This window comes from Roseomonas sp. AR75 (assembly GCF_005222815.1).
Lineage (GTDB): Bacteria > Pseudomonadota > Alphaproteobacteria > Acetobacterales > Acetobacteraceae > Falsiroseomonas.
This window is the reverse complement of the sequence record NZ_STGB01000006.1, coordinates 335814-359492: the sequence shown is the minus strand read 5'-3', so window position 1 is coordinate 359492 and position 23679 is coordinate 335814. Positions and strand designations below refer to the sequence as shown.

At 70.2% G+C, this 23679-nt stretch carries 21 protein-coding genes; 6 read left to right on the top strand and 15 right to left on the bottom strand.

The features are described from left to right. Nucleotides 1–12: 12 nt before the first annotated feature. Genes puhE through bchF form a run of 13 tightly spaced genes read right to left on the bottom strand, consistent with a single transcriptional unit; the run spans nucleotide 13 to nucleotide 14274 of the window. Nucleotides 13–807, bottom strand: coding sequence for a putative photosynthetic complex assembly protein PuhE (puhE, locus tag E4T13_RS26250; protein WP_137181311.1), 795 nt, complete (start codon nucleotides 805–807; stop codon nucleotides 13–15). A gap of 14 nt (nucleotides 808–821) precedes the next feature. Further along, nucleotides 822–1898, bottom strand: a complete 1077-nt coding sequence (acsF, locus tag E4T13_RS26245) for a magnesium-protoporphyrin IX monomethyl ester (oxidative) cyclase (RefSeq protein WP_240791302.1) — start codon at nucleotides 1896–1898, stop codon at nucleotides 822–824. Further along, complete coding sequence (locus E4T13_RS26240) at nucleotides 1895–2215, bottom strand: hypothetical protein (RefSeq protein ID WP_137181310.1); 321 nt, start codon at nucleotides 2213–2215, stop codon at nucleotides 1895–1897. Before E4T13_RS26240 ends, acsF begins: the two co-directional genes overlap by 4 nt. A gap of 4 nt (nucleotides 2216–2219) precedes the next feature. Beyond that, nucleotides 2220–2669, bottom strand: coding sequence for a photosynthetic complex assembly protein PuhC (puhC, locus tag E4T13_RS26235; protein WP_137181309.1), 450 nt, complete (start codon nucleotides 2667–2669; stop codon nucleotides 2220–2222). 4 nt (nucleotides 2670–2673) lie between these two features. After that, entirely contained in the window at nucleotides 2674–3348 is a 675-nt protein-coding gene (gene puhB, locus E4T13_RS26230; protein WP_137181308.1) for a photosynthetic complex putative assembly protein PuhB, read from the bottom strand. Continuing rightward, nucleotides 3345–4130: a photosynthetic reaction center subunit H gene (puhA, locus tag E4T13_RS26225; protein ID WP_137181307.1), complete on the bottom strand. Its 786-nt coding sequence runs from the start codon at nucleotides 4128–4130 to the stop codon at nucleotides 3345–3347. The genes puhB and puhA overlap by 4 nt, the downstream gene beginning before the upstream one ends. 20 nt (nucleotides 4131–4150) lie before the next feature. Continuing rightward, complete coding sequence (locus E4T13_RS26220) at nucleotides 4151–5587, bottom strand: PucC family protein (protein WP_137181306.1); 1437 nt, start codon at nucleotides 5585–5587, stop codon at nucleotides 4151–4153. Then, complete coding sequence (gene bchM / locus E4T13_RS26215) at nucleotides 5584–6285, bottom strand: magnesium protoporphyrin IX methyltransferase (RefSeq protein WP_137181305.1); 702 nt, start codon at nucleotides 6283–6285, stop codon at nucleotides 5584–5586. Before bchM ends, E4T13_RS26220 begins: the two co-directional genes overlap by 4 nt. Then, nucleotides 6285–7184 carry a ferredoxin:protochlorophyllide reductase (ATP-dependent) iron-sulfur ATP-binding protein gene (gene bchL / locus E4T13_RS26210; protein ID WP_137181304.1) on the bottom strand — a complete coding sequence of 300 codons (900 nt, stop codon included), beginning with the start codon at nucleotides 7182–7184 and terminating at the stop codon, nucleotides 6285–6287. The genes bchM and bchL overlap by 1 nt, the downstream gene beginning before the upstream one ends. 8 nt (nucleotides 7185–7192) lie before the next feature. After that, complete coding sequence (locus tag E4T13_RS26205; RefSeq protein ID WP_137181303.1) at nucleotides 7193–10828, bottom strand: magnesium chelatase subunit H; 3636 nt, start codon at nucleotides 10826–10828, stop codon at nucleotides 7193–7195. Then, a complete protein-coding gene (gene bchB, locus E4T13_RS26200; RefSeq protein WP_137181302.1) occupies nucleotides 10803–12410 on the bottom strand; it encodes a ferredoxin:protochlorophyllide reductase (ATP-dependent) subunit B in 1608 nt (535 codons plus the stop codon). Before bchB ends, E4T13_RS26205 begins: the two co-directional genes overlap by 26 nt. 2 nt (nucleotides 12411–12412) lie before the next feature. Next, nucleotides 12413–13696 carry a ferredoxin:protochlorophyllide reductase (ATP-dependent) subunit N gene (locus E4T13_RS26195; protein WP_137181301.1) on the bottom strand — a complete coding sequence of 428 codons (1284 nt, stop codon included), beginning with the start codon at nucleotides 13694–13696 and terminating at the stop codon, nucleotides 12413–12415. Further along, on the bottom strand, nucleotides 13693–14274 hold the full coding sequence (gene bchF, locus E4T13_RS26190) for a 2-vinyl bacteriochlorophyllide hydratase (RefSeq protein ID WP_137181300.1): 582 nt from the start codon (nucleotides 14272–14274) through the stop codon (nucleotides 13693–13695). Before bchF ends, E4T13_RS26195 begins: the two co-directional genes overlap by 4 nt. Nucleotides 14275–14536: 262 nt before the next feature. Here bchF and E4T13_RS26185 point away from each other — a divergent pair, with 262 nt between their 5' ends. From E4T13_RS26185 to hemC, 6 genes are all read left to right on the top strand, one after another. Further along, nucleotides 14537–15478 (top strand): B12-binding domain-containing protein, encoded by a 942-nt coding sequence (locus tag E4T13_RS26185; RefSeq protein WP_137181299.1) that lies wholly within the window; start codon nucleotides 14537–14539, stop codon nucleotides 15476–15478. A 102-nt stretch (nucleotides 15479–15580) separates the two neighbouring features. Continuing rightward, entirely contained in the window at nucleotides 15581–17008 is a 1428-nt protein-coding gene (gene ppsR / locus E4T13_RS26180) for a transcriptional regulator PpsR (protein ID WP_137181298.1), read from the top strand. Continuing rightward, nucleotides 17009–17911 (top strand): chlorophyll synthase ChlG, encoded by a 903-nt coding sequence (chlG, locus tag E4T13_RS26175; protein WP_137181297.1) that lies wholly within the window; start codon nucleotides 17009–17011, stop codon nucleotides 17909–17911. Next, nucleotides 17908–19227, top strand: a complete 1320-nt coding sequence (locus E4T13_RS26170) for a BCD family MFS transporter (protein WP_240791300.1) — start codon at nucleotides 17908–17910, stop codon at nucleotides 19225–19227. Before chlG ends, E4T13_RS26170 begins: the two co-directional genes overlap by 4 nt. A gap of 13 nt (nucleotides 19228–19240) precedes the next feature. Further along, a complete protein-coding gene (locus E4T13_RS26165; RefSeq protein WP_137181296.1) occupies nucleotides 19241–20440 on the top strand; it encodes a geranylgeranyl diphosphate reductase in 1200 nt (399 codons plus the stop codon). A gap of 31 nt (nucleotides 20441–20471) precedes the next feature. Beyond that, complete coding sequence (gene hemC, locus E4T13_RS26160; RefSeq protein ID WP_137181295.1) at nucleotides 20472–21500, top strand: hydroxymethylbilane synthase; 1029 nt, start codon at nucleotides 20472–20474, stop codon at nucleotides 21498–21500. Here the strand turns inward: hemC and eutC are convergent. Next, nucleotides 21465–22241 carry an ethanolamine ammonia-lyase subunit EutC gene (eutC, locus tag E4T13_RS26155; protein WP_137181294.1) on the bottom strand — a complete coding sequence of 259 codons (777 nt, stop codon included), beginning with the start codon at nucleotides 22239–22241 and terminating at the stop codon, nucleotides 21465–21467. The genes hemC and eutC overlap by 36 nt on opposite strands. Further along, complete coding sequence (locus tag E4T13_RS26150) at nucleotides 22238–23599, bottom strand: ethanolamine ammonia-lyase subunit EutB (protein WP_137181293.1); 1362 nt, start codon at nucleotides 23597–23599, stop codon at nucleotides 22238–22240. Before E4T13_RS26150 ends, eutC begins: the two co-directional genes overlap by 4 nt. Nucleotides 23600–23679: the final 80 nt, after the last annotated feature.

Below are 23679 nucleotides of genomic sequence, written 5' to 3'. Positions count from 1 at the left end.
AGCACGACGCCGTCATGCCGCGCTCGACGGTTCCTGCCGTCCCTCCCGCGTGCGCGAGGCAAGGCCCCAGCGCCAGAGCACATCGGCCGGCACCGGCAGCACCATGAACACGTGCTCGAGCAGGCCGAGAACCACGAGCGTGGCGAGCAGCGTGAGCCCCACCGTCTCGTGCCGCGTGGCGTCCGGTGCCATGGCAGCCAGCGCCAGCATCACCACGGCCGTCACCCCCGCAATCACCGAGACGGGAAACAACAGGTTCATCCGACGGCGCGCGAAATAGCTTTCCAGATACCGCAGGTGATCCGGAAGGAAGGATTCGGAAAGGTTCCGCACGCCCAGATAGAGGTTCAGCTTCGCGCTCTGCCGCATGGCCCAGAAGGCAAGGAAGGTCCAGGTTCCGATCTGGTTCGGCGCGCCCCATGTCAAGGCCACGATCGCCGCCGCGAGCGCCATGATCGCCAGTTCATGCCACAGCAGCACGGCGATCGCCGCACGCAGCCGCGGCCATCCCGACAGATCCGGCGGGATGGCGGTGCGGCGCGGCCCGGTGACGGCACCGGTGAGGAAGGCGATCTCGATCCAGGCCCAGCACAGCACCCCGCAGACGAAGCCGAGCCAAGCGGCCGTGACGCTGGTGTCGTGCGCCAGGACATGCAGGCCGAACAGGCCGGTCAGCAGCAGCGTGGTGGCGCCGAGCATCGTCCAGCGGAAGGTCTCCCGCCGCAGCCCGTCCAGGAAGATGATCAAGCCCGTGCTCGACCACCAGATCAGGAGGGTGAAGAGGGCGGGAAGCCCGAACTCGGCCATACGCGGCGCCTTCGCTACCAGGCCGGCGACAGGCGGGCGTCGTCCGGCAGCGCGTGGCGGCGCGGACGCAGCAGGTAAAGCCGCGCGAAGATCGCCGCCGCCGCCGTCGACAGCGCCGCCTGCTTCGCCTTGCCCAGGATGCCGCCCTGCGCCTTGGCGCGGCCCAGCGCCTCCGCGATGCCGTTCAACCGCTGCAAGTTGCGCAGGAAGGCGGGGTGGTCGACGTCCAGCGTGTCCGGGAAGACCTGGCGGCAGATCTCCTCGGTGATGCGGAAGACGCGCATGTCGTATTCGGTGGCGTCCATCCCCAGCGCCTTGTGGAATTCCGGCCGTGCGTGATCGCGCACATACATGGTGGCGAAGACCGCAAGCTGGAAGAAGCGCGCCCAGTAGCGGTTCACGCCCTTCACCAGGTCGGGGTTGGCGCGCATCAGCAGTGCGAAGGCCTCGCCATGGCGGAACTCGTCGTTGCACCACTTCTCGAACCACTTGAAGATCGGGTGGATGCGCAGCTCCGGATGCCGTTCGAACTGGCGGAAGATGGTGATGTAGCGGGCGTAGCCGATCTTCTCCGACAGGTAGGTTGCGTAGAAGATGAACTTCGGCTGGAAGTAGTGGTACTTCTTCGCCCGGGTCAGGAAGCCCAGGTCCACGCCGACCTTCATGTCCTTCAGCGTGTCGTTGATGAAGCCGGCATGGCGCGACTCGTCACGCGCCATTACGCCGAACAGGTCCTTCATGTCCGGATTGGTCACGCGCTTCTTGATCTCGGCGTAGAGCACGCAGCCGGAGAACTCCGCCGTGACGCTGCTGACGAGGAACTCGACGAACTCCTTCTGCAGCGGTACGGGCAGGCTCTCGATGTCGAATTCGTCGAACTCGGCGGTGCGGATGAAATGGCCCTTGTTCGGATCGGCGTGGAACTCCGCCATCAGCCGGTCCCACTGCTCGCGCACCGGCTCGACGCTGATCGAGTCCATCGCGGCGAAATCGGTGGTGTAGAAGCGCGGCGACAGGACCGTCTCGGTCAGCGCCATCTTCGTCGTTTCGGAGGAGGAGGACGGGCGGCCCGCCGGCGTCATCGCGTTCATGCCGCGACCTCCTTCGGCTCGAAGCCGCAGTGATAGAGCTCGGTCACCTCGAACAGCGCGGACCAGCGGGTCCAGAAGCGCTCGATGGGGCCGGCGAGATACACGGTCGCCGTGGTGGCGAAGGCGCGCTTCTCGCCGAACTCGACGTGATCCGGCGTGCCATGCACCAGCACGCGGTCGCCCGGACGCAACTCGATCCCTTCGGGTATGGCGTTGGCGAAGAAATACTCCGCTGTCCGCTCGATCTCCACTGTGCAAGGCACTTCGACGGTCTTTCCGCCGAAGATCGCCCGGCCCACTCCCCAGTGGTCCGTCATGGCTCTACTCCCCGGTTGCCAAGAGTTTCAGGAATGCCTCCGCATTGGTCCTGCCGAAGGCGTGCAGCTCCATCGTGTTGCCTGTTGCCGTATCCACCAGCGTGATCCGTCCGTCGGACCAGGTGCTGAGCCGGAAGGGCGGCTCGGTTCCCTGCCCCGCCACGCGCCGCTGCCGCACCAGCCCGCGCATCGCGCCGCGCACGAAGCCCTCGGTGCCGCCCGGCAGCACCTCGATCACGCCGCCGGTGCGCGCATCCGTGATCACCACAGCCCCGTCGTCGCGATCGGCGAAGCGCAGGTCGCGCGTGGCGACCGGCCTCTCGCCGGTGCTGGCGGGGTTCACCGGCGCCTTGTGACCGAGCACCGCCAGGATCAGCGTGCCGCCGACCACCGCCGCAGCGGCCAGCAGCATGCTGCGCGGCAGGAAGGCCGGACGGGGAAGCGCCTGTGCCATGGCGTCAGGCCATCGCTTCCGCGGGCCGGTCCGCCGCCTTCGCCGGCGCACGCGCGCCGATGGGCTGCACCGGCACCGCCGCCGCGGCAGCCAGCGCGCGACCGAGGATCTGCGCGACGCTGTCGGGCTGCGCCACGGCGCGCAGCATCGGTTGCGGCCGCAGCACCCGGAAGGAACGCGTATGCGGCCACAGCGCCAGCCAGGAGATGCGATTCGGCGGCATCACCTGCAGCAGGATGTCGCCGGTGCCATCCGCATGCTGCGCCACGCCGGCGCTGCCGATCACCGCGAAGGGGATGTTGATCGTCATCGGCAGCGCCACGCCGGTCCGCACCACGATGCGCCGCGTCGTGATGGTGTAGAGCGTGCTGCGCGCGGAAGCCCAGGCATAGAGCGCGAGCAGCGCGATCGGCACGGTGCCGAGAAGCAGGACGAAGCCCATGCCCTGGATGGCGGCGAGCTTGCCCGCGCCTTCCGAGGACAGCACCGCGGCGCTCCATGCGCCGAGGATGGCGAAGTAGATGGCGAGCGCGCGCAGATGCATCGCGCGCCGCGCCAGGCCGCGCCAGCCGGGGCTGCCCTGCCAGAGGATCGCTTCGCCTTGCGGCAGCGGGCCGGGCAGGCCGGGCACCGGCTCGCTGTCATGCTCGCTGAAGGTGGGGCGATGCGCGGTGCTCATGCCAGCGGCTCGACCCGCTCGGGCGTCGCGTAGAGCTCGCCGCCGCCGAAGTAGCCGCTGATGCGGTCTTCCTCGCGCAGCGTCACGCGCTCGGGATGCGCCGTGGTCGGCGCTGCGGCGATCTGCGCGCCGGTGGCGGTATCGGCCTTCACCGGGCCGTCGCCCCACCAATGCACCAGGCCGAGCGGGATCAGCACGCGCTTGCCGCTGCCGATCACCTCGACCTCGACGTAACGCAGCAGCACCTCGGACTTGTCCACCCAGAGATCCACCACGGTGCCGGCGACCTTGCCATCCAGCCCGAAGACAGGCCGGCCGCGAATCTCAGGGTCGCCCTCGGCGATGTGCCAGCCCGGCGCGGCACGCAGCGGGACGATCTTCGCCTCCTGCGTGTCCCAGGTCAGGTCCGGCGTGTCGGAGCGCAGCGCGTAGGACGCCGCGCCGATGCCGGCCTGCATCGGCTCCGCGGTCGCGATCTGGGACGCGCCGGGGAACGGATCATAGGGCGTCATCAGCGGGTCCATGTCGCGCTCCTCATGCGGGCCGGGCGCGAGGACGTCGTGATGGCCATGCGCCATGCGGAAGCGCTTCGGCTCCGGCGTGGCCGGGAAGCCTTCGATGGGCGCGCGCAGCGGATGGCCGACGCGATCCGAGATCAGCGGATAGCCCTCCCGCTTGCCTTCCCGGTGCAGCCACAGCACCAGCAGGGCGAAGAAGGCGAAGAACAGGTAGAGCGATAGCGCAGCCAGGTCCTGGAAGACCGATGTCGGGGCTGTGGGCATGGCGGACCTCCGTTGATCCCTCAGATCTGGGCGGACCCGGCAAGGCCGGATCCAGGTTGCGACCGCATCGGCGCGCCCGTGCCACGCACGAGCGGACCGAAGACGGCCACGGTGAGGAAGAGAAGCACGATCTCGATGCCGTACACCGCCAGGTAGCCGGTGGCCGGCCCGGCCATCGCGTCGCCCAGCGCGCCCGTCAGGGCGAGGCCGTTCAGCACGTCGCGCAGGATGCCGCCGGTTGCGATCGCAAGGCCCGCGGTGGTGGCCTGCACCGCCCCCCAGACGCCGAGCGCGAGGCCGATCTGGTTCGACGGCGCGAAGCGCATGCAGGAGGTCAAGGTGGCGTGGGCGAAGAGCCCGCCGCCGAGGCCGATCGCCAGCGCGCCCAGGGCGAAGGCCGGGATCGAGAGAAGCGGCGCGGAGACGACGACGAGGCCGAAGGCGAAGGCGCCGACCAGCGCGCCATAGGCGGCCAGCCGATGGGCATCAGCGCCGCGTCCCAGCCAGCGAGCGGCCGCGACGAAGCCGATGGCGCTGCCGCCGGCGAGCAGGGCCGTGAGCCCCGTGGTAGCCCCGACGCCCAGGCCGAGGATCTCGCCGCCGAAGGGCTCGAGCAGCACGTCCTGCATCGCGAAGCCGGCGAAGCCGAGCCCCGCCGCCAGGAGACGCCGCCCCCAGGGTCCCGTGGCACGCAACTGCCGCAGACTCTCCGCGAAGCCGGCGTCGCCTTCCTCCATGCCCTTGGTCCGCTCGGGGTTGCGCGGCTCCTGCTTCCACATGGCGATGAAGTTGATGACGAGCGTCGCCGCGGCGCAGCCCTGGATCACCTGGATCAGGCGCAGCTGGCTGAAATCCGAGAGCAGCAGGCCGAACAGCACCGCCGAGACCACCATGCCCAGCAGCAGCATCAGGGACAGCACGGCGACGACATTCGGCTGCGCCTTCCGCGGCGACAGGTCGCAGGCCAGCGCAAGGCCGACGGTCTGCACTGTGTGCATGCCCGCACCCACGCACAGGAAGGCGATGGCCGCGGCAAGCTGCCCCGCCCAGGGCGGCGCCCAGGTGTCGCCCGAGAGCACGATCAGCGCGAAGGGCATCATGGCGAGGCCGGAGAACTGAGCGATGCTGCCGAACCAGATATAGGGCACACGGCGCCAGCCGAGCACGGATCGGTAGGTGTCCGACTTGAACCCGATCAGCGCGCGCAGGGGCGCGAAGACCAGCGGCAGCGCCAGCATCGTGGCGACAATGCTCGCCGGGACCGCCAGCTCCACGATCATCACGCGATTCAGCGTGCCGATCAGCAGCACCGCCATCATGCCGCAGGAGAGCTGGAACAGCGAGAGGCGCAGCAGCCGCGACCACGGAAGCTCGGCCGAGACGGCATCGGCGAAGGGCAGCATCTCGCTGCCGACCTTCGTCCAGATGCGCGCCAGCTTCGCCTCGAAGCGGTTCATCGCCGGACGAGCTCCAGCGCATGGGAGGTATAGAAGCCCGAAGCGATGCGCCGGTCGCGCCCGGGGGCCCAGCCCTCCATGGCAGGCTCGCCCGCGATCAGGCGGCGCAGGCCGGCTTCAGCGACAGGCACGATGGAGGGTGCGCGGTCTCCGCGCGGGAAAAACCGGCCAGCGGCATGCATCGCCGCCAGCAGCGGCGTGCGCGGCGCGAAGGTGAACAGCATTGACCTGGTCGTGCGCGCGGCCAGCCCTGCCAGCACGCGCACCGTGTCCTCGGGCCGGTAGTGGATCAGGCTGTCCATCGCGACGACGTGGTCGAAGCGGCCATGTGCGGGATCGAGCATGTCGCCTTCGCCGAAGACGATGCGCTCCGCCACGCCGGCGGCCGCCGCACGGTTGCGCGCCAGTTGCACCAGCGCCGGGGCGATGTCCACCGCGACGACGTCCGCACCGCGCTGCGCCGCCTCGATCGCCAGTGCGCCGGTGCCGCAGCCGGCGTCCAGCAGCCGAAGACCTTGCAGGTCGGCCGGCAGCCATGACAGCAACGTGCCGCGCATCGCGTCGCGGCCGGCGCGCACGGTGGCGCGGATGCCGCTGACCGGCGCATCCGACGTCAGCCGCTCCCACGCCCGCATCGCTGTGCGGTCGAAATACTCGTGCAGCTCGCCGCGGCGGGCCTGGTAGGTCAGGGTCGGCATCAGTCGAACCCCAGCAGGTCGAAGATCTCGCGGTCCTTCAGGGGCACCGCTTCCAACGGCGTCACACCGGCGAGAAGGGAGGCCGCGAGGCGGAGATATTCGTCCTGCGCCGCCTTCACGTCCGCCACCGCGTCGTCCATCTGGAACAGGCTCTTCTTCGCCAGCCGCGAGCGCCGGATGACGTCCAGATCGGGGAAATGCGCCAGCGTCTTCATGCCCGATGCCGCGTTGAACCGCTCGATCTGGTCGGTGTCGCGTGAGCGGTTGGCGATGACGCCGCCGAGGCGCACGCCGTAGTTCACCGACTTCGCCTTGATGGCGGCGACGATGCGGTTCATCGCGAAGATGCTGTCGAAATCGTTGGCGGCAACGATCAGCCCGCGGTCGGCGTGCAGCAGCGGGGCCGCAAAGCCGCCGCAGACCACGTCGCCCAGGACGTCGAAGATGACGATGTCCGTTTCTTCGAGCAGGTGGTGCTCCTTGAGCAGCTTCACCGTCTGTCCGACGACATAGCCGCCGCAGCCCGTGCCCGCCGGTGGCCCGCCGGCCTCGATGCACAGCACGCCGTTGTAGCCTTCGAACACGAAGTCCTCGGCGCGCAGTTCCTCGGCATGGAAGCCGACGGAATCCAGCACGTCGATCACCGTCGGGATCATCTTCCCGGTCAGGGTGAAGGTGCTGTCGTGCTTGGGGTCGCAGCCGATCTGCAGCACGCGCTTGCCCAGCTTGGTGAAGGCCACCGAGAGGTTGGAGCTGGTGGTCGACTTGCCGATGCCGCCCTTGCCGTAGATGGCGAAGACGGTCGCCCCTTCGATCTTCGCGAGGGGATCGGCATGGACCTGCACGGACCCTTCCCCGTCGCCAAGGCGGGAAGAAGAGGAATTCGGCGGCGGTCTCATGATTACGGTCAAGCGGCCATCTCCACGGCAATGCCTTCCAACCGGTCCTCGAGTTCCTCGCCGGCGCGGCGCAGCGCCTCGATGGTGTCCTCGCTCGGCTGCCAATAGTTCCGCTCGTGCGCCTCGATCAGACGGTTGGCGATGCGGACGGATGCTGTCGGATTCAGCTTTGCGAGGCGCACGCGCATCTCGGGATCGAGCATGTAGGTCTGTGCGAGCTGCTGGTAGATCCAGGGTGCGACCTGGCCGGTCGTGGCGGACCAGCCCATGGTGTTGGTCACCTGCGCCTCGATCTGGCGCACACCCTCATAGCCATGCGCCAGAAGCGCCTCGAACCACTTCGGATTGAGAGCGCGGGTGCGTGTCTCCAGTGCGACCTGCTCCGCCACGGTGCGGATGGTGCCCTCGCCGCGCGTCTGGTCGCCGACATAGACGGCGGCCTCCGCGCCGTTGCGCGCCCGCCGGACAGCGCGGCTGATGCCGCCGAGCGTGTCGAAATACTGGTCGATCGTGGTCAGCCCGACCTCGACGCTGTCGAGGTTCTGGTAGGTGACCTCGACGCTGCCGAGCAGATGGCCCAGCACCTGGTCCTGCCGCGCCGGCTTGCCGTCCACGCCATAGGCGAAGCCCTTGCGGCGCACATAGGTCTCGGCGAGCTCGTCCTCGTCGGTCCAGACGCCGGCGTCGATCATGCCGTTGACGTTGGAACCATAGGCGCCCTCGGCGTTGCCGAAGACCCGCAGCGCCGCCTGCTCGATCTCGCCGCCATGGCGCGACTGGAAATCCAGCGCGTGCTTGCGGATGTAGTTCTGCGCGGGCGGCTCGTCCGCCTTGGCCGCCAGCAGCGCGGCTTCCGCCAGCAGCTTCGTCTGCAGCGGCAGCAGGTCGCGGAAGATCCCGGAGAGGGTCATCATCACGTCGATCCGCGGACGGCCCAGCTTCTCGAGTGGAATGAGCTTGGCGCCGGAGACACGGCCATAGCTGTCATGCCGCGGCTCCGCGCCCATCAGCCAGAGCGCCTGCGCGATCGGACCGCCCTCGGTCTTCAGGTTGTCGGTGCCCCACAGAACGATCGCCACCGTCTCCGGCAGCGTTCCGCCGCCTTCGGCATGGCGTGCCAGCAGGCGGTCCGCCTGGCGCGCACCATCCTGGACGGCGAAGGCCGACGGGATCTTGAAGGGGTCGAAGCCGTGCAGGTTGCGCCCGGTCGGCAGCACGGCCGTGCTCCGCAGCAGGTCGCCACCCGGCGCGGGGCGGATGTAGCCGCCATCCAGCGCATGCAGGATCGCCGGCAGTTCCGGATCGACCGAAAGCAGGCCCTCCAGCCGCGCGCGCTCCGCCGCATCGGTCACGCCTGCCGCGTCCAGCGTCTGCGCCCGCTGATCGGGCGTCAGCACGCTGCCGATCACATGCAGGCCGTGCGGGATCAGCGTGTATTCGAGCTCCAGCAGCGCCGCGGTGAGCGAGACGACCTGCGCATCCAGCTCGGCCGCGCACCAGGCGGGTTCGGCCGGTGCAAGATCCACCGCCGCCGCCTGCGCCTGCACCAGTTCCGCGAGGGCATCGCGCATGGCCGGGTCGCCTGCCGGGTCGAGCCCGCGCCAGCGATCGAGCGATGCCTTCAGGTCGAGCAGGCCACGATACAGCCCAGCATTCGCCACCGGCGGCGTGAGATAGGAGATCAGCGCGGCGCCCGCTCGGCGTTTCGCCAGCATCCCCTCAGAGGGATTGTTCGAGGCATAGAGGTAGAAATTCGGCAGCTCGCCGATCAGCCGGTCCGGCCAGCATTCCGCGGAGAGCCCCGCCTGCTTGCCCGGCATGAACTCCAGCGCGCCATGCGTGCCGAAATGCAGCACGGCATGCGCGCCGAAATCCTCGCGGATCCAGCGGTAGAAGGCGCTGAACGCGTGAGTCGGTGCGAAGCCGCGCTCGAACAGCAGGCGCATCGGATCACCTTCCCAGCCGAAGCCGGGCTGGATGCCGATGAAGACATTGCCGAATCGCGCACCGAGCACATGGATGCTGGCGCCGTCCGACTGTGCGCGGCCCGGCGAGGGGCCCCACTGCTTCTCGATCTCAGGCAGGTAGCGTTCCCGCCGGACATGGTCGTCCGCACCGATCCGGGCCGCGACATTGGCGATCGCGCCGAACTGCGCCGCGTTGCCATGCAACACGCGGTCGCGCAGCGCCTCCAGGCTCGCCGGCACCTCGACGTCGTAGCCGGCAGCCGCCATGGCGCGCAGTGCGTTCAGCAGCGATTCGAAGACCCCGAGATAGGCGGCCGTGCCGATGTTCCCGGCATTCGGCGGGAAGCTGAACAGCACCATCGCCACCTTGCGGTCGCGCCGTTCGGATCGCCGCAGCGCCACCAGCCGCGCCACCCGCTCCGCCAGCCGCTCGGCGCGCTCGGGATGCGCGCGCATGTCGCGCTGGCAGGATACGCCATCACAGCCCGGGCAGGTCTTGCCTTGCGCATCCGCGCCGCAGCGGCCGCCGTACGTCATCGGCCAGATGCCGCCATCCAGCTCCGGGATCGCGACCATCATCGTCGCTTCCACCGGAAGCAATCCGCGCGGATCCGCCTGCCACTGGCGCATCGTCTGGAATTCCAGCGGATGCGCCGCGATGTAGGGCACGTCGAGCCTCGCGAGCAGCTCCTCTGCCGCATGGCTGTCGTTGTAGGCGGGACCGCCAACCAGGGAGAAGCCGGTCAGCGACACCACCGCGTCCACCGCTGGCACGCCGTCCCTGACGAAGAAGCGCTCGACCGCGGGCCGGTTGTCGAGGCCGGACGCGAAGGCGGGAATCACGCGAAGCCCGCGCGATTCGAGCGCTGCAATCACGCCGTCGTAGTGCGCGGCGTTGCCGGCGAGCACGTAGCTGCGCATCACCAGCAGACCGACGGTGCCGGCAGCGCCCTTGCCGGGGATCTGATCCAGCCGTTCCGTCACGCGGGCGGGAAGCGTCGGATGATACAGGCCGACTTCGGGATAGTGCTCCGGCGCCGCGACCTTCAGCGTGCCGGCCAGCGCCTTGCGCGGCCCGGTCGCGTAGCGGTTGACCAGCAGGCGGACCATATTGGCCAGGTTCGCGCGGCTGCCGGCCAGCCAGTATTGCAGCGCGAGGAAATACGCCCTGACGTCCTGCGCCGTGCCGGGGATGAAGCGCAGCAGCCGCGGCAGTTCCCGCAGCATGCGCATCTGCCCCTGGCCGGAGGAGCTGCCGCCCTTCTTCGCGCCGCGCAATTTCTTGAGCAGCGCCATCACGCCGGTGGCTTCGACACCCATGTCGAACCGGCCGAGGCGCGTGAGCTTCATCACCTCGCCGGCCGACAGCATGCACACCATCGCATCGCAGCCGTTCCGTCGCGCGGCCAGCGCCGGCAGCACGGCAGCGATGTGCTCCTCCAGGAACAGCATGGCGGCGACGACGATGTCTGCCTGGGCGATGTCCTCGTTGCACGCGGCGAGCGCGCCGGGATCGCCGGACCAGCGGTCGGCGGCGTGGACGACGAGTTGCAGACCGGGAATCTCGCGCGCCAGGTCCCCTCGCGCCTGCAGCATCGCGCCGGCGAGGTGGCTGTCCATCGTGACGATCGCCACGCGGACCACGGGCGCGTCAGCGCGCGAAATGGGCCTTGGCATCGTACAGCGTCTCGAGGGTGATCACGCCGATGCCGCGCTCGGCGGCAAATCGTTCGGTGTTGCGACGGGCCTTCCCCCGCACGAAGAAGGGGATCTTTTTCAGCTCCTGCTCGGCTTCGGTCCCCCAGGCGATGGGGTCGCCCGCGACGGCGTGGGGAGTCACCGCCGCGGGCGCGGGCACGGAAGGCGCGGCGGGCGCCGCCCCGTGACCCAGCTCGGCCGGCGCCGCCTTCGCACCCAGGTGCGATGCGGCGGCGCCGTCATGGAATTCGAAATCGTCTCGGAACATCGTCAGCAGATGCTCCTCCAGGCCCATCATCAGCGGATGGACCCAGGTATCGAACAGGACGTTTGCGCCTTCGACGCCCATCTGCGGCGAATGCCTCGCGGGGAAGTCCTGAACATGCACGGGCGCCGAGATCACCGCGCAGGGGATGCCCAGGCGCTTGGCGATGTGGCGCTCCATCTGCGTGCCCAGCACCAGCTCGGGCTGCGCCGCGGCGATCGCCGCCTCCACATCGAGGTAGTCGTCCGTGATCAGCGCCTCGACGCCATGCGCCTTCGCGGCGTCGCGCACCTCGCGGCCGAATTCGCGACTGTAGCTGCCGAGGCCCACCACCTCGAAGGCGAGCTCCTTCGCGGCGACCTGCGCGGCGGCGATGGCGTGCGTCGCGTCGCCGAAGACGAAGACGCGCTTGCCGGTGAGATAGGTGCTGTCCACCGAGCGCGAGTACCAGGGCATGCGCAGCGCCGCGTCTTCGGCCCGCGCCGGAAGGCCCGCCAGCGCCGCGACCTCGGCGCAGAACCGGCGCGTGGCACCGACGCCGATCGGCACCGTCGTGGTGCAGGGCTGGCCGAAGCTTCGCTTGAGCCAGCCTGCCGCCTGACCGGCGACCTCCGGATACAGCACCACGTTGAAGTCGGCCTCGCCGAGTCGCGCGAGATCCGCGGGCGTCGCGCCGAGCGGGGCAACGACGTTCACCTCGCAGCCCATCGCCTGCAGCAGCGTGCGGATCTCCGCCACGTCGTCGCGATGCCGGAAGCCGAGCGCCGTCGGGCCGAGGATGTTGCAGCGGCGGCCCGCGCCGCGCGTCGCGCCGGAGGCGCGCCTGCTTGAGGCTTCGCCGGGCGGCGGCGCATGCGGGCCGGCCAAGGCGCGGACGAGCTGGTAGAAGGTCTCGGCCGCGCCCCAGTTCTCCTTGCGCTGATAGGCCGGCAGTTCCAGCGGCACGACCGGAATCGGCAGGCCGAGCGTCTTCGCGAGACCGCCCGGATCGTCCTGGATCAGCTCCGCCGTGCAGGAAGCGCCGACCAGCATCGCTTGCGGGCGGTAGCGATCGTACGCGTCGCGCACCGCGGTCTTGAACAGCTCCGCCGTGTCGCCGCCGAGATCGCGCGCCTGGAAGGTGGTGTAGGTGACGGGCGGGCGCGCGGCGCGGCGCTCGATCATCGTGAACAACAGGTCGGCGTAGGTGTCGCCCTGCGGCGCGTGGAGCACGTAGTGGACGCCCTGCATCGCGGTGGCGATGCGCATCGCGCCGACATGGGGCGGACCTTCATAGGTCCAGACAGCGAGCTGCATGGCTACAGCTCCAGCCGCGCGCGCCGGTCCAGCGGACGCGCGAAGAGGCCGGCGAGATCGCCCGCCTGGTCGTAGCCCTGGATCGGCGTGAAGACGAGCTCGATGGACCACTTCGTGGCCATCCCCTCCGCCTCCAGCGGGTTGGCGAGACCGAGCCCGCAGACGGTGATGTCCGGCTGCGCGTCGCGGCAGCGATCGAGCTGGCGATCGACGTCCTGCCCTTCGGACAGGCGCGCGGAGTCGGGCAGCAGCGCCAGCTCCTCCGCCATGATGTCGCGATGCAGATAGGGCGTGCCGACCTCGGTCAGCTCCATCGCCATTTCGCGCGAGAGGAACCGGGCCAGCGGAATCTCGAGCTGGCTGTCCGGGAAGAAGAAGATGCGCTTGCCGGCCAGCGAGTCGCGATGCCGTGCGAGCGCGGCGCGCCCGCGCGCTTCGCCCGCGGCGAGCGACTCCGCAATGCGCGCCGACGGGCAGCCCCATGCCTCGGCCGCGGCACGCAGCCAGGCGCTGGTGCCTTCGACGCCCAGCGGGAATGGGGCGGGGATCCGCGTTGCCCCGCGCGATTCCAGCGCGCGCAGCGTGTCGCCGAGGAAAGGCTGCGCCAGCAGCACGCGGGTGCCCGGGCCAATCGGCGGCAGTTCCGCGGCGCGCCGGCCCGGCAGGAAGCGCACTGGCCCCACGCCAAGCGCCGCGAAGTGGCGCAGCATCTGGTCCTCGACCACCTCGGCAAGCGCGCCGACGACCAGCAGGGAGCGCGCCGTGCCGGGCTCGGCCGGCATCTCCGGCACCAGCGATGCCAGACAGGCATCCTCGCCCTGGGTGAAGGTGGTCTCGATCCCGCTGCCGGAATAGCTCAGCACGCGAACCTTCGGCATGAAGCGGCGCGACAGGCGCTGCGCCGCGCGGGAGAGATCGAGCTTGATCACCTCGGAGGGGCAGGAGCCGACGAGGAACAGCAGGCGGATGTCCGGCCGCCGCTCCACAAGCCTGGCGACGACACGGTCGAGCTCGTCGTTGCAGTCCGCAAGGCCGGCGAGGTCGCGCTCGTCGATGATCGCGGTGGCGAAGCGCGGCTCGGCGAAGATCATCACGCCGGCGGCGGATTGCAGCAGATGCGCGCAGGTGCGGCTGCCGACGACAAGGAAGAAGGCGTCCTGGATCTTGCGATGCAGCCAGACGATGCCGGTCAGGCCGCAGAACACCTCGTGCTGCCCGCGCTCCCGCAGCACCGGCCGCGGGGCGCAGCCGGCGACGGCAATCGGGGCAGCCGAGGCGACGCTCATGTGGCCTGCATGCCCCCGAGCGGTGCCATGCGCGCTTCCTGCCGCCTGGCGGCACGCAGCTTCAGCACGAACTGCGCGGCGTTGACGACATAGGCCGCATAGGCTGCCAGCGCGAGCAGCATCTGACCCTGCCCGTCGCCGACGCCAGCGAAGACCGCCAGCAGATAGGCCGTGTGCAGCGCGAGCACGAGCATCGAGAAGACGTCTTCCCAGAAGAAGGCCGGCGCGAAGAGCCAGCGGCCGAACACCTCCTTCTCCCAGATGCAGCCGGTGATCATGATCGTGTAGAGCACCATGGTCTTCACCACGACCGAGGCCGTGGCGGTTGCCAGGCCTTCCCCGGTGGCAAGGTAGTTCAGCACCAGGCCGAGGCTGACGAGGAAAACCACGAATTGCAGCGGGGCCAGGACGCCCTGCACCATCGTCCATGGAGAGGAATCGCGGCGGCGCCGCTCCTCCGGGGTGTAGAGCGCAGGCCCCGGCTGGTCGCCGCGGCCGATGCGCCGGCCCGAGGTCGCACCCCACGGGGCGCTGTCGAGGGCGTCGAGAAGGCCGGCAATCCGGCTAGCTGTAAGCATAGCTTGACAACCCTCTGTCAAAGGCGGTCCGCTGGGCGTCGCGCGGGTTCTGCCGCCGCACTTTGCGGCAGGCCGCGGAAGGACTTGCATCGCAGCCGATCATCTCCGGCTTCGGCGACAAGGCACTTCCGCATGTTTCTCCCCACTTCGCGCTTCGTAGAGCAAGGCTAGAGAAGCGCCGTCACGGGTGTCAAGCTTCATTGACGTAAATCGGAATTGACATTCGGGGCCGCCGCCGTGACAGTCTGATCGGGAGAGGGCGATGACCTCGAAACCCATGGCTGCTGGAGAGCCACAGGTGGAGATGCGTGAAAGCACGGCACAGTGCGTGCAGGCGGTGCCGGCGGGGTTCTCCCCCGCCACGCCTGACGTGCTCGCCGATGCCGAGGGGGCGCTGAACGCCCGCGACCGTGCGGCGGAACGCCAGCGCGTCGCTTGGCTTGCGCGGGCGCTGGAGGTCGACGTCATTCCGCGCCTGGTGCTGGCGCGGCGACCGCCCGAAGCAACGCCGGACGGCGGCGACAGGGCGGCGCAGGCGCCGACGCCGGAGGAAGTCGAGGCTCTCACCGCCATCGTCATGACCGGCGACCTCGTCGGCGGCAGCGCCTTCATCGGAAGGCTGCGCGCGCGCGACGTGACCCTGGTGTGCATCTACCTGGACCTGCTGGCGCCGGTCGCGCGCCGGCTGGGCGATCTTTGGCTGGCGGATCGCTGCGACTTCGCCAGCGTCACCGTCGGCCTGTGCTGCCTGCAGCAACTGGTGCTGGAGAACAGCCACGCATTCGAGGCGCGGCCCGGCCGCAACGACGCGCTGCGCCGCATCCTGCTCGCCGCCGTGCCGGGCGAACAGCACAGCTTCGGCCTGCTGCTCGTCAGCGAGTTCTTCCGCCGCCAGGGCTGGGAGGTGTTCAGCGCCACCGGCGCCTCGGCGCGCGAGCTGGTCGCGACGGCGCGCAAGCAGTGGTTCAGCATGGTCGGCTTCTCGCTGGCCTGCGAGACACGGACGGATGCGCTGGCGGCGTTGATCCATGACATTCGCCGCGCCTCGCGCAATCCGCAGCTCGGCGTGCTGGTGGGCGGCCTTGCCTTCGTGGACCGGCCGGAGCTCGCCGCGCTGGTCGGTGCGGATGCCACGGCGCAGGACGGGCAGCAGGCTGTGCTGAAGGCCGAGACGCTCCTCGCGCTTCTCTTGCATGACAGTTGACAACAACAGACTCGGCGTCAGACGCAATTTTCGACTGCGATGATTGACCACCAGGAGGACGGGTTGCAGAGGGGTCCCCCGGCATGAAGGACGGGATGCGGTGTGAGAGCATTCAATGCCCCCAAGACGTCGCTCGGACAGCTCGATGCGGAGGCGGCATCGGGACTGGTTGTCGCGTCCGCGGATGTCGCTCTCGTGCTGGATGATGCCGGCGCGATCCGCGATGTCGGCTTCGGCAGCGACGAGCTGGCGAACGACCTCGACAATGGCGGCACCTGGCTCGGCCGCCCCTGGATCGACACGGTCAGCCGCGACAGCCGCGGCAAGGTGGAGGCGCTGCTCGATCCGTCGACGCCTTCGGATGCGCCGCGCTGGCGCCATGTGAACCACGTGCTGGCCGAAGGCAGCACCGTGCCGATCCTCTGCGCCATCGCGCCGCTCGGCCGCGCCGGGCGGCGCGTGGTGTTCGGTCGCGATCTTCGTCCGCTCTCCCAGCTGCAACAGCGCCTGGTCGAGGTGCAGCAGTCGATGGAGCGCGACTATTCCCGCCTGCGCCAGGCAGAGACCCGCTACCGGCTGCTGTTCCAGATGTCCGTGGATCCGCTGCTGGTGCTGGATTCCGAGTCGCTGCGCATCCTCGAAGCCAATCCCGCGGCCCAGCGCCTGTTCGCCCAGGCCACGCGGCGCCTGCCAGGCCGACCCGTGCCGGAGTTGTTCTGCGCGCAGGATCGCGCGGGGTTGCAGACCATGCTCGCCACGCTGCGCAGCGCCGGACGCGTGGACGACATGCGCGCCCGGTTGGGCGAGGACGGGCCGGAACTGCTGGTCTCGGCCTCCACCTTCCGCCAGGAAGGCAGCGTCCTGATCCTGGTGCGGCTGGAACGCGCGGAGGGCGCCGCGGCGGCCGATGGCAATGTGGCGCAGGGCGCCAGGCTGCTGAAGGTGATGGACGGCGTGCCGGACGCCTTCGTCGTGACGGACCGCGATGCGCGCATCCTCAGCGCCAACGCCGCCTTCCTGGACATGGTGCAGATCACCGGCGAGGAGCAGGCGCGTGGCGTCGCGCTGGAGCGCTGGGTGGGCCGGCAGGGCGTCGAACTGGAAGTGCTGCTGGCGACGTTGCGAAGCCGCGGCTCCGTCCGGATGTTCACGACCATGCTGCGCGGCGACCTCGGCGCGCTGACGGAAGTCGAGGTTTCCGCCGTCTCGGTGCTGCATGGGGGGGAGCCCTGCTTCGGCTTCCTGCTGCGTGACATCGGGCCCCGGGCGAAGCCGCCGGCGCGCATGGGCAACGGCGCGACCCGATCCGTCGAGCAGTTGACCGAGCTGATCGGCCGCGTCCCGCTGAAGGACCTGGTGCGGGAGGCCACGGACGCGATCGAGCGGCTGTGCATCGAGGCGGCGCTGGACCTCACCGGCGACAACCGCGCCTCCGCGGCCGAGATGCTCGGGCTCAGCCGGCAGAGCCTTTACGTGAAGCTGCGGCGCTACGGGCTCGGCGACCTCGGCGATGACGGGCCGGAGAGCTGAATGTCCGGCCAGGCAGACATCACCGCCACCGTTACGCGCACGCGGCCCTCGCCGGCCGTGGTGCTGGAACTGCTGAAGCCGGTCACCTGGTTTCCGCCCATGTGGGCGTTCGCCTGCGGTGTGGTCGCCTCCGGCGCCTCGCTGTGGGATCGCTGGCCGATGGCGCTTCTCGGCGTCCTGCTGGCAGGGCCGCTGGTCTGCGGGATGAGCCAGGCGGTGAACGACTGGTTCGACCGGCATGTGGATGCGGTGAACGAGCCGCACCGGCCGATTCCCTCCGGACGCATGCCCGGCCGGTGGGGCCTGTATGTCGCGATCGGCTGGACAGGCGTGTCGCTGTTCGTCGGCGCCCTGCTGGGGCCCTGGGGGTTCGGCGCGACGGTGCTGGCCTGCACGCTCGCCTGGATCTACAGCGCGCCGCCGCTGCGGCTGAAGCGCAGCGGCATCTGGGGTCCGCTCGCCTGCGGCCTGAGCTACGAGGCGCTGCCCTGGATCACCGGCGCGGCGGTTCTGGCCGGCATGGCCCCGGATCCGCGCGTGGTGGCGGTGGCGCTGCTCTACGGCCTCGCGGCGCATGGCATCATGACGATCAACGACTTCAAGTCGATCGAGGGCGACCGCCGCTTCGGCCTGCAATCCCTGCCGGTGATGTTGGGGCCGGAACGCGCGGCGCTGGCGGCGTGCTGGGTGATGGCGGTGCCGCAGATGATCGTCGTCGCGCTGCTGCTCGTCTGGGGCTTGCCGGTGGCGGCGGGCATCGTCGCGGTGCTGGTCGGGCTGCAGGGCCTGGCCATGCGCAAGTGGCTGACCGATCCGCGCGGACTGGCGCCCTGGTACAATGGCGCAGGCGTGACGCTGTTCGTCGCGGGCATGATGACCTGCTCGGTGGCGCTGGCGCCATGAGCATGCAGGCCCCCCTCGGCTGGCTCGGCATCCTCCGCCTTGGGCTGGTGCAGACGGCGCTCGGCGCGATCGTCGTGCTGACCACGGCCGCGCTGAACCGGGTGATGGTGGTGGAGCACGCGCTGCCGGCGACGCTGCCCGGCGTGCTGGTCGGGCTGCACTACGCGGTGCAGATGCTGCGGCCGCGGCTCGGGCATGGCTCGGACCAGGGCGGGCGGCGCACGCCCTGGATCATCGGCGGCATGGCGGTGCTCGGCCTGGGCGGCGTGCTCGCCGCGGTGGCGACGGCGTGGATGGCCACGGCGCCGCTGCCGGGCATCCTGCTCGCCGTGATCGCCTTCCTGCTGGTCGGTGTTGGCGTGGGCGCGGCGGGAACCTCGCTGCTGGTGCTGCTGGCCGCTCGCGTGGCGCCGGCCCGCAAGCCGGCCGCGGCCTCCATCGTCTGGATCATGATGATCGCGGGCTTTGTGGTGACCACCGCGACGACCGGCCGCCTGCTCGATCCCTATGCGCCGGAGCGCCTGATCGCGGTCAGCGCGGCCGTCTCGGTCATCGCCTTCGTTGTTGCGCTGCTCGCCGTGGCGGGCATCGAAGGCTCGGTCGCCGCGCGGCGGGAGCATGTGGCGCCGACCGCCTTCCGCACCGCGCTGCGCGAGGTGTGGGACGAGCCGGTGGCGCGTCACTTCACGCTCTTCGTCTTCGTCTCCATGCTGGCCTACAGCGCGCAGGACCTGATCCTGGAGCCTTTCGCCGGCGCGGTGTTCGGCATGACGCTCGGCGAATCCACGCGCCTCTCTTCCGTGCAGCATGGCGGCGTGCTGGCGGGGATGATCCTGATCGCGATCGTCGGCAGCCTGGCGAAAGGTGGAATCCGCGCGCTGCGCGGCTGGATCCTCGGCGGGTGCCTGCTGGCCTGCGGCGTGCTGCTGGTGCTCGCCTTCGCCGGGGCGCAGGGCGGCGATTTCCCGCTACGCTCCGCCTTCTTCGCGCTGGGCGTCGCGAATGGCGCCTTCGCCGCCGCGGCCATTGCCGCGATGATGCAACTCGTCGCCGACGGCCGGCCCGGGCGCGAGGGCGTGCGCATGGGGATGTTCGGCGCGGCGCAGGCCATCGCCTTCGGCCTCGGCGGATTCCTCGGCACGGTGGTGCTGGACCTCGGGCGGCTTCTCACCGGCAGTGCGAGCGGCGGCTTTGCCGTGGTGTTCCTGGCGGATGCGGCGCTGTTCCTGGTTGCGGCCGCACTCGCCTTGCGCATCGGCAAGGGCGCCGCCGAACGCGCCAGCGGCTTCGGCAACGCGGCGCCGGCCGCACCATGACAGGGGAAGCGGGATGACGGCCGAGACCTTCGATGTCGTGGTGGTGGGCGGCGGGCCTTCCGGCGCGACGGCGGCGCATGAACTGGCGCGCAACGGCCGCAGCGTGCTGCTGCTGGACAAGGCAGGGCGCATCAAGCCGTGTGGCGGCGCGATCCCGCCGCGGCTGATCCGCGACTTCGATATCCCCGCTCATCTGATCGTCGCGCGCATCACCTCGGCCCGCATGGTCTCGCCCTCCGACAAGGAGGTCGACATGCCGATCGACACCGGCGGCTATGTCGGCATGGTGGACCGCGAGGATTTCGACGAGTTCCTCCGCGTGCGCGCAGCCGAGGCCGGCGCGGTGCGCGCCACCGGCAGCTTCGAGACGCTTGCGCGCGACCCCGATGGCGTCGCGGTGGTGGAATACCGGCCGAAAGGCGCGAAGGATGATGCGCCGCTCGCCCGCGTGCGCGCCCGCCTGGTGATCGGCGCCGATGGCGCACGAAGCCAGGTGGGCAAGCAGGCCGTGCCGGGCGCGGACAAGGTGAAGTGCGTCTTCGCCTATCACGAGATCGTCGAGGCGCCGAAGGACGAGGTGCCGAAATACGACGCCGACCGCTGCGACGTCTATTACCAGGGGAAGCTCTCGCCCGACTTCTACGCCTGGATCTTCCCGCATGGGGACCGCGTCAGCATCGGCACCGGCTCCATGCACAAGGGCTTCGGGCTGCGCGGCTCGGTGGCGGAGCTGCGCAAGGCCACGGGCTTCGACCGCGTGCGCACCATCCGCCACGAAGGCGCGCCGATCCCGCTCAAGCCGCTGAAGAAGTGGGACAACGGCCGCGACGTGCTCCTGGCGGGCGACGCCGCGGGTGTCGTCGCGCCGGCCTCCGGCGAGGGGATCTACTACGCGATGCTCGGCGGGCGGCTGGCCGCCGACGCAGCGGAGGAATTCAGTGCGTCCGGCAATCCCGCGGCGCTCGGCCTGGCGCGCAAGCGCTTCATGAAGCAGCACGGCCGCGTCTTCTGGATCCTCGGGATCATGCAGTATTTCTGGTACTCCTCCGACAAGCGGCGGGAGAAGTTCGTCAAGATCTGCGAGGACAAGGACGTCCAGCGCCTGACCTGGCAGAGCTACATGAACAAGGAACTCGTGCGCCGCGATCCGCTGGCGCATGTGCGGATCTTCTTCAAAGACCTAGCCCACCTGTTCGGGTTCGCCCGTGCATGACCCGCGTGCGACCCGCTGGAGTGACTGACTGATGCGCCTTTCCTCGCTCGACGCCGCCCTCGATGCCCGCTCCGCGGGCGGCGGCTCCCCGCATCGCCACGGCACGACGCGCGCGCTGCCCCTGCGCGTCGGCACGCGCGGCTCGCCGCTCGCGCTGTGGCAGACGCGGCATTTCCTCTCGCTGATCACCCGGGTCTGCCCGCTCTTGCGGGAGGTGAACGCCTTCGAGGAACATCAGATCGCGACGAGCGGCGACAAGATCCAGGACAAGCGCCTGGCGGATATCGGCGGCAAGGGACTCTTCGCGAAGGAGATCCACGAGGCGCTGGCGGACGGGCGCATCGATTTCGCCGTGCACAGCCTGAAGGACCTGGAGACGGAACTGCCGCCGGGCATCGCGCTGGCCTGCACGCTGCGCCGGGAGGATCCGCGCGATGCCATCGTGCTCGGCCCGGAATGCAACGCGCCCCACGCGGAGGACCCCTTCGCCTGCCTGCCACACGGCGCGCTTGTCGGCACCGCTTCCGTCCGCCGGCAGAGCCAGCTTCTGCATGCACGCCCCGACCTGCAGGTGGAGATGATCCGCGGCAATGTCGGATCCCGGCTGGCCAAGGTGCGCGCCGAGGGCGGGCCGCAGGCCTCGCTGCTGGCGCTCGCCGGTCTGCGCCGCCTGGAACTGGCGCATGAGGCCGGCAGCGTTCTCGACCCGGAGATCATGGTGCCCGCGACCTGCCAGGGCATCGTCGGCGTGACGGTGCGCACCGACGACGTGGAACTGCGTGAGCTGCTCTCCATCATCGAGGACCCCGAGGCCGCCATCGCCAGCCGTGCGGAGCGCGCGCTGCTGGCCGAGCTGGACGGTTCCTGCCGCACGCCGATCGGCGGCCATGCGCGGCTGCAGGCGGATGGCAGTGTGGAGCTGACCGGGCTGGTCGCGCGCGCCGACGGATCCTTCCTCCTGAAGCGACGCCTGTGCGGCGCGAAGGCGGATGCGGCGCGGCTCGGGCAGGAACTCGGCGCGAGCTTAAGGGCCGATTCGCCGGCCGACGTCTTCGGCTGACAGCGCCGACACCGCCGGCTCCTCGTCCTTCAGCGCGACTCCGGTCTGGCCAAGCCGCTTCGCGGCGGCGACCAGCCACAGCAGCTTGCGCGCGGCGTCGTCCGGCGGCAGGCCCTCCGGGCGGATGTTGCTGATGCAGTTGCGCTCGGCATCGCTGCGGCCGCGCCGCGGCGCCCAGGTCAGGTAGCAGCCCAGGCTGTCGGTGGCCGAGAGGCCCGGGCGCTCGCCGATGAGCACGGCGACCGCGGCGGCCTGCAGGGACTCGCCGATTGCATCGCCGAGGGCCACGCGCGCCTGGTGCGCGATCACCACGGGCGCGAGGCGCCAACCGGCGGCGCGCAGGCCGGGCAGCAGTGCCGCCAGCATCGGCACCGCATGCGCCTGCACGCCGGTGCCGCAGAGCCCGTCGGCCAGCACGATGGCAAAGCTGCCAGGCATCGCGGCATCCGCCAGCGCGGCGGCATCCGCATCCGGCAAGCGCCGCCCGAGATCGGGCCGCAGCAGATAGCTGCGCCGATCCGGCGCGGCGCTCGCCACGCGATGCACGGAGGCACCCAGCGCGGCGACGTCGCGCTCCAGCGCCGGAACGTCCAGCGCGGACCAGACGGCGTCGCGGGCGCGCGCATGCGCTTCCTGGAAGTCGAGATGCGCCGCTGTCGGCAGCGCGTTGCCGGCGCGGCCGAGCGCGACGCGCGCCGGGGTGTACCGCCGCAGGTCGCGCCACAAGGTCGGCGCGCTCATCGCAGCAGGTCCGTCATCGGCGCAGGCAGCGCATCCGGCGTGCGCTCCGCCAGGCCCATGCGTCCCAGCCAGGCGGCGAATTCCGGTGCGGGCCGCTTGCCGAGGGCGGCGCGCGCATAGAGCCCGTCGTGGAAGGAGGTGGACTGGTAGGCGAGCATCACGTCATCCGCGCCCGCGACGCCCATCACATAGGTGACGCCCGCGACGCCGAGCAGCGTCAGCAGCGCATCCATGTCGTCCTGGTCGGCCTCCGCGTGGTTGGTGTAGCAAACATCCACACCCATCGGCAGGCCGAGCAGCTTGCCGCAGAAATGGTCCTCCAGCCCCGCACGCGTGATCTGCTTGCCGTCGAACAGGTATTCCGGGCCGATGAAGCCGACCACGCTGTTCACCAGCAGCGGCGAGAAGGCGCGGGCCACGGCGTAGGCGCGCGCCTCGATGGTCTGCTGGTCGCAGCCGTGATGCGCCTCCGCGCTCAGCGCGCTGCCCTGCCCGGTCTCGAAATACATCAGGTCGTCGCCGAGGGTGCCGCGCTTCAAGGCCAGCGCGGCCTCCCGCGCTTCCTGCAGCAGCGCGAGCGACACGCCGAAGCTTTCATTCGTGGCCTGGGTGCCGCCGATGGACTGGAACACCAGGTCCACCGGAGCGCCGCGCTCGATCGCCAGCAGCGTGGTGGTGACATGCGCCAGCACGCAGGTCTGCGTCGGGATATCGAAGCGCGTGCGGATGCCGTCCAGCATCGCCAGCAGGCGGCAGAGATTCTCGACGTTGTCGGTGGCGGGGTTCACGCCGATCACGGCATCGCCCGCACCCAGCAACAGGCCGTCCAGGATCTGCGCGGCGACGCCCTTCGGGGCGTCCACGGGATCGTTGGGCTGCAACCGGATCGAGAGCGTGCCCGGCAGGCCAATGGTGTTGCGAAAGCGCGTGGTCACCCGGCACTTGGCGGCGATCGTCACCAGGTCCTGCAGCCGGCAGATCTTGCTGACCGCCGCCACCATCTCCGGCGTCAGGCCGGGCGCCAGGGCTGCCAGCGCGGCGCTATCCGCGTCGCCCAGCAGCCAGTCGCGGAAGCCGCCGACGGTGAGGTGCGACACCGGCGCGAAGGCGGCAGCGTCGTGGCCATCAACGATCAGCCGCGTGACCTCGTCGTCCTCGTAGGGAACCACCGTTTCCGAAAGAAAATGGCAAAGCGGCAGGTCGGCCAGGGCGCGCTGCGCGGCCACGCGCTCCGCCGCGCTTTCCGCCGCCACGCCGGCCAGCACGTCGCCGGAGCGCAGCGGCGTTGCCCGCGCCAGCAGGGTGCGGAGGTCGGAAAAGACATGGCGCGTGCCGCCCACCGTGTGCGCGAAGCCCATGCCGCCACAGATGGCATCCCCCGCCCCGTCTTGCCAGCCCGCACGACCCCGCCCAAGGATGCGCCCTCTTCGGGAGGACC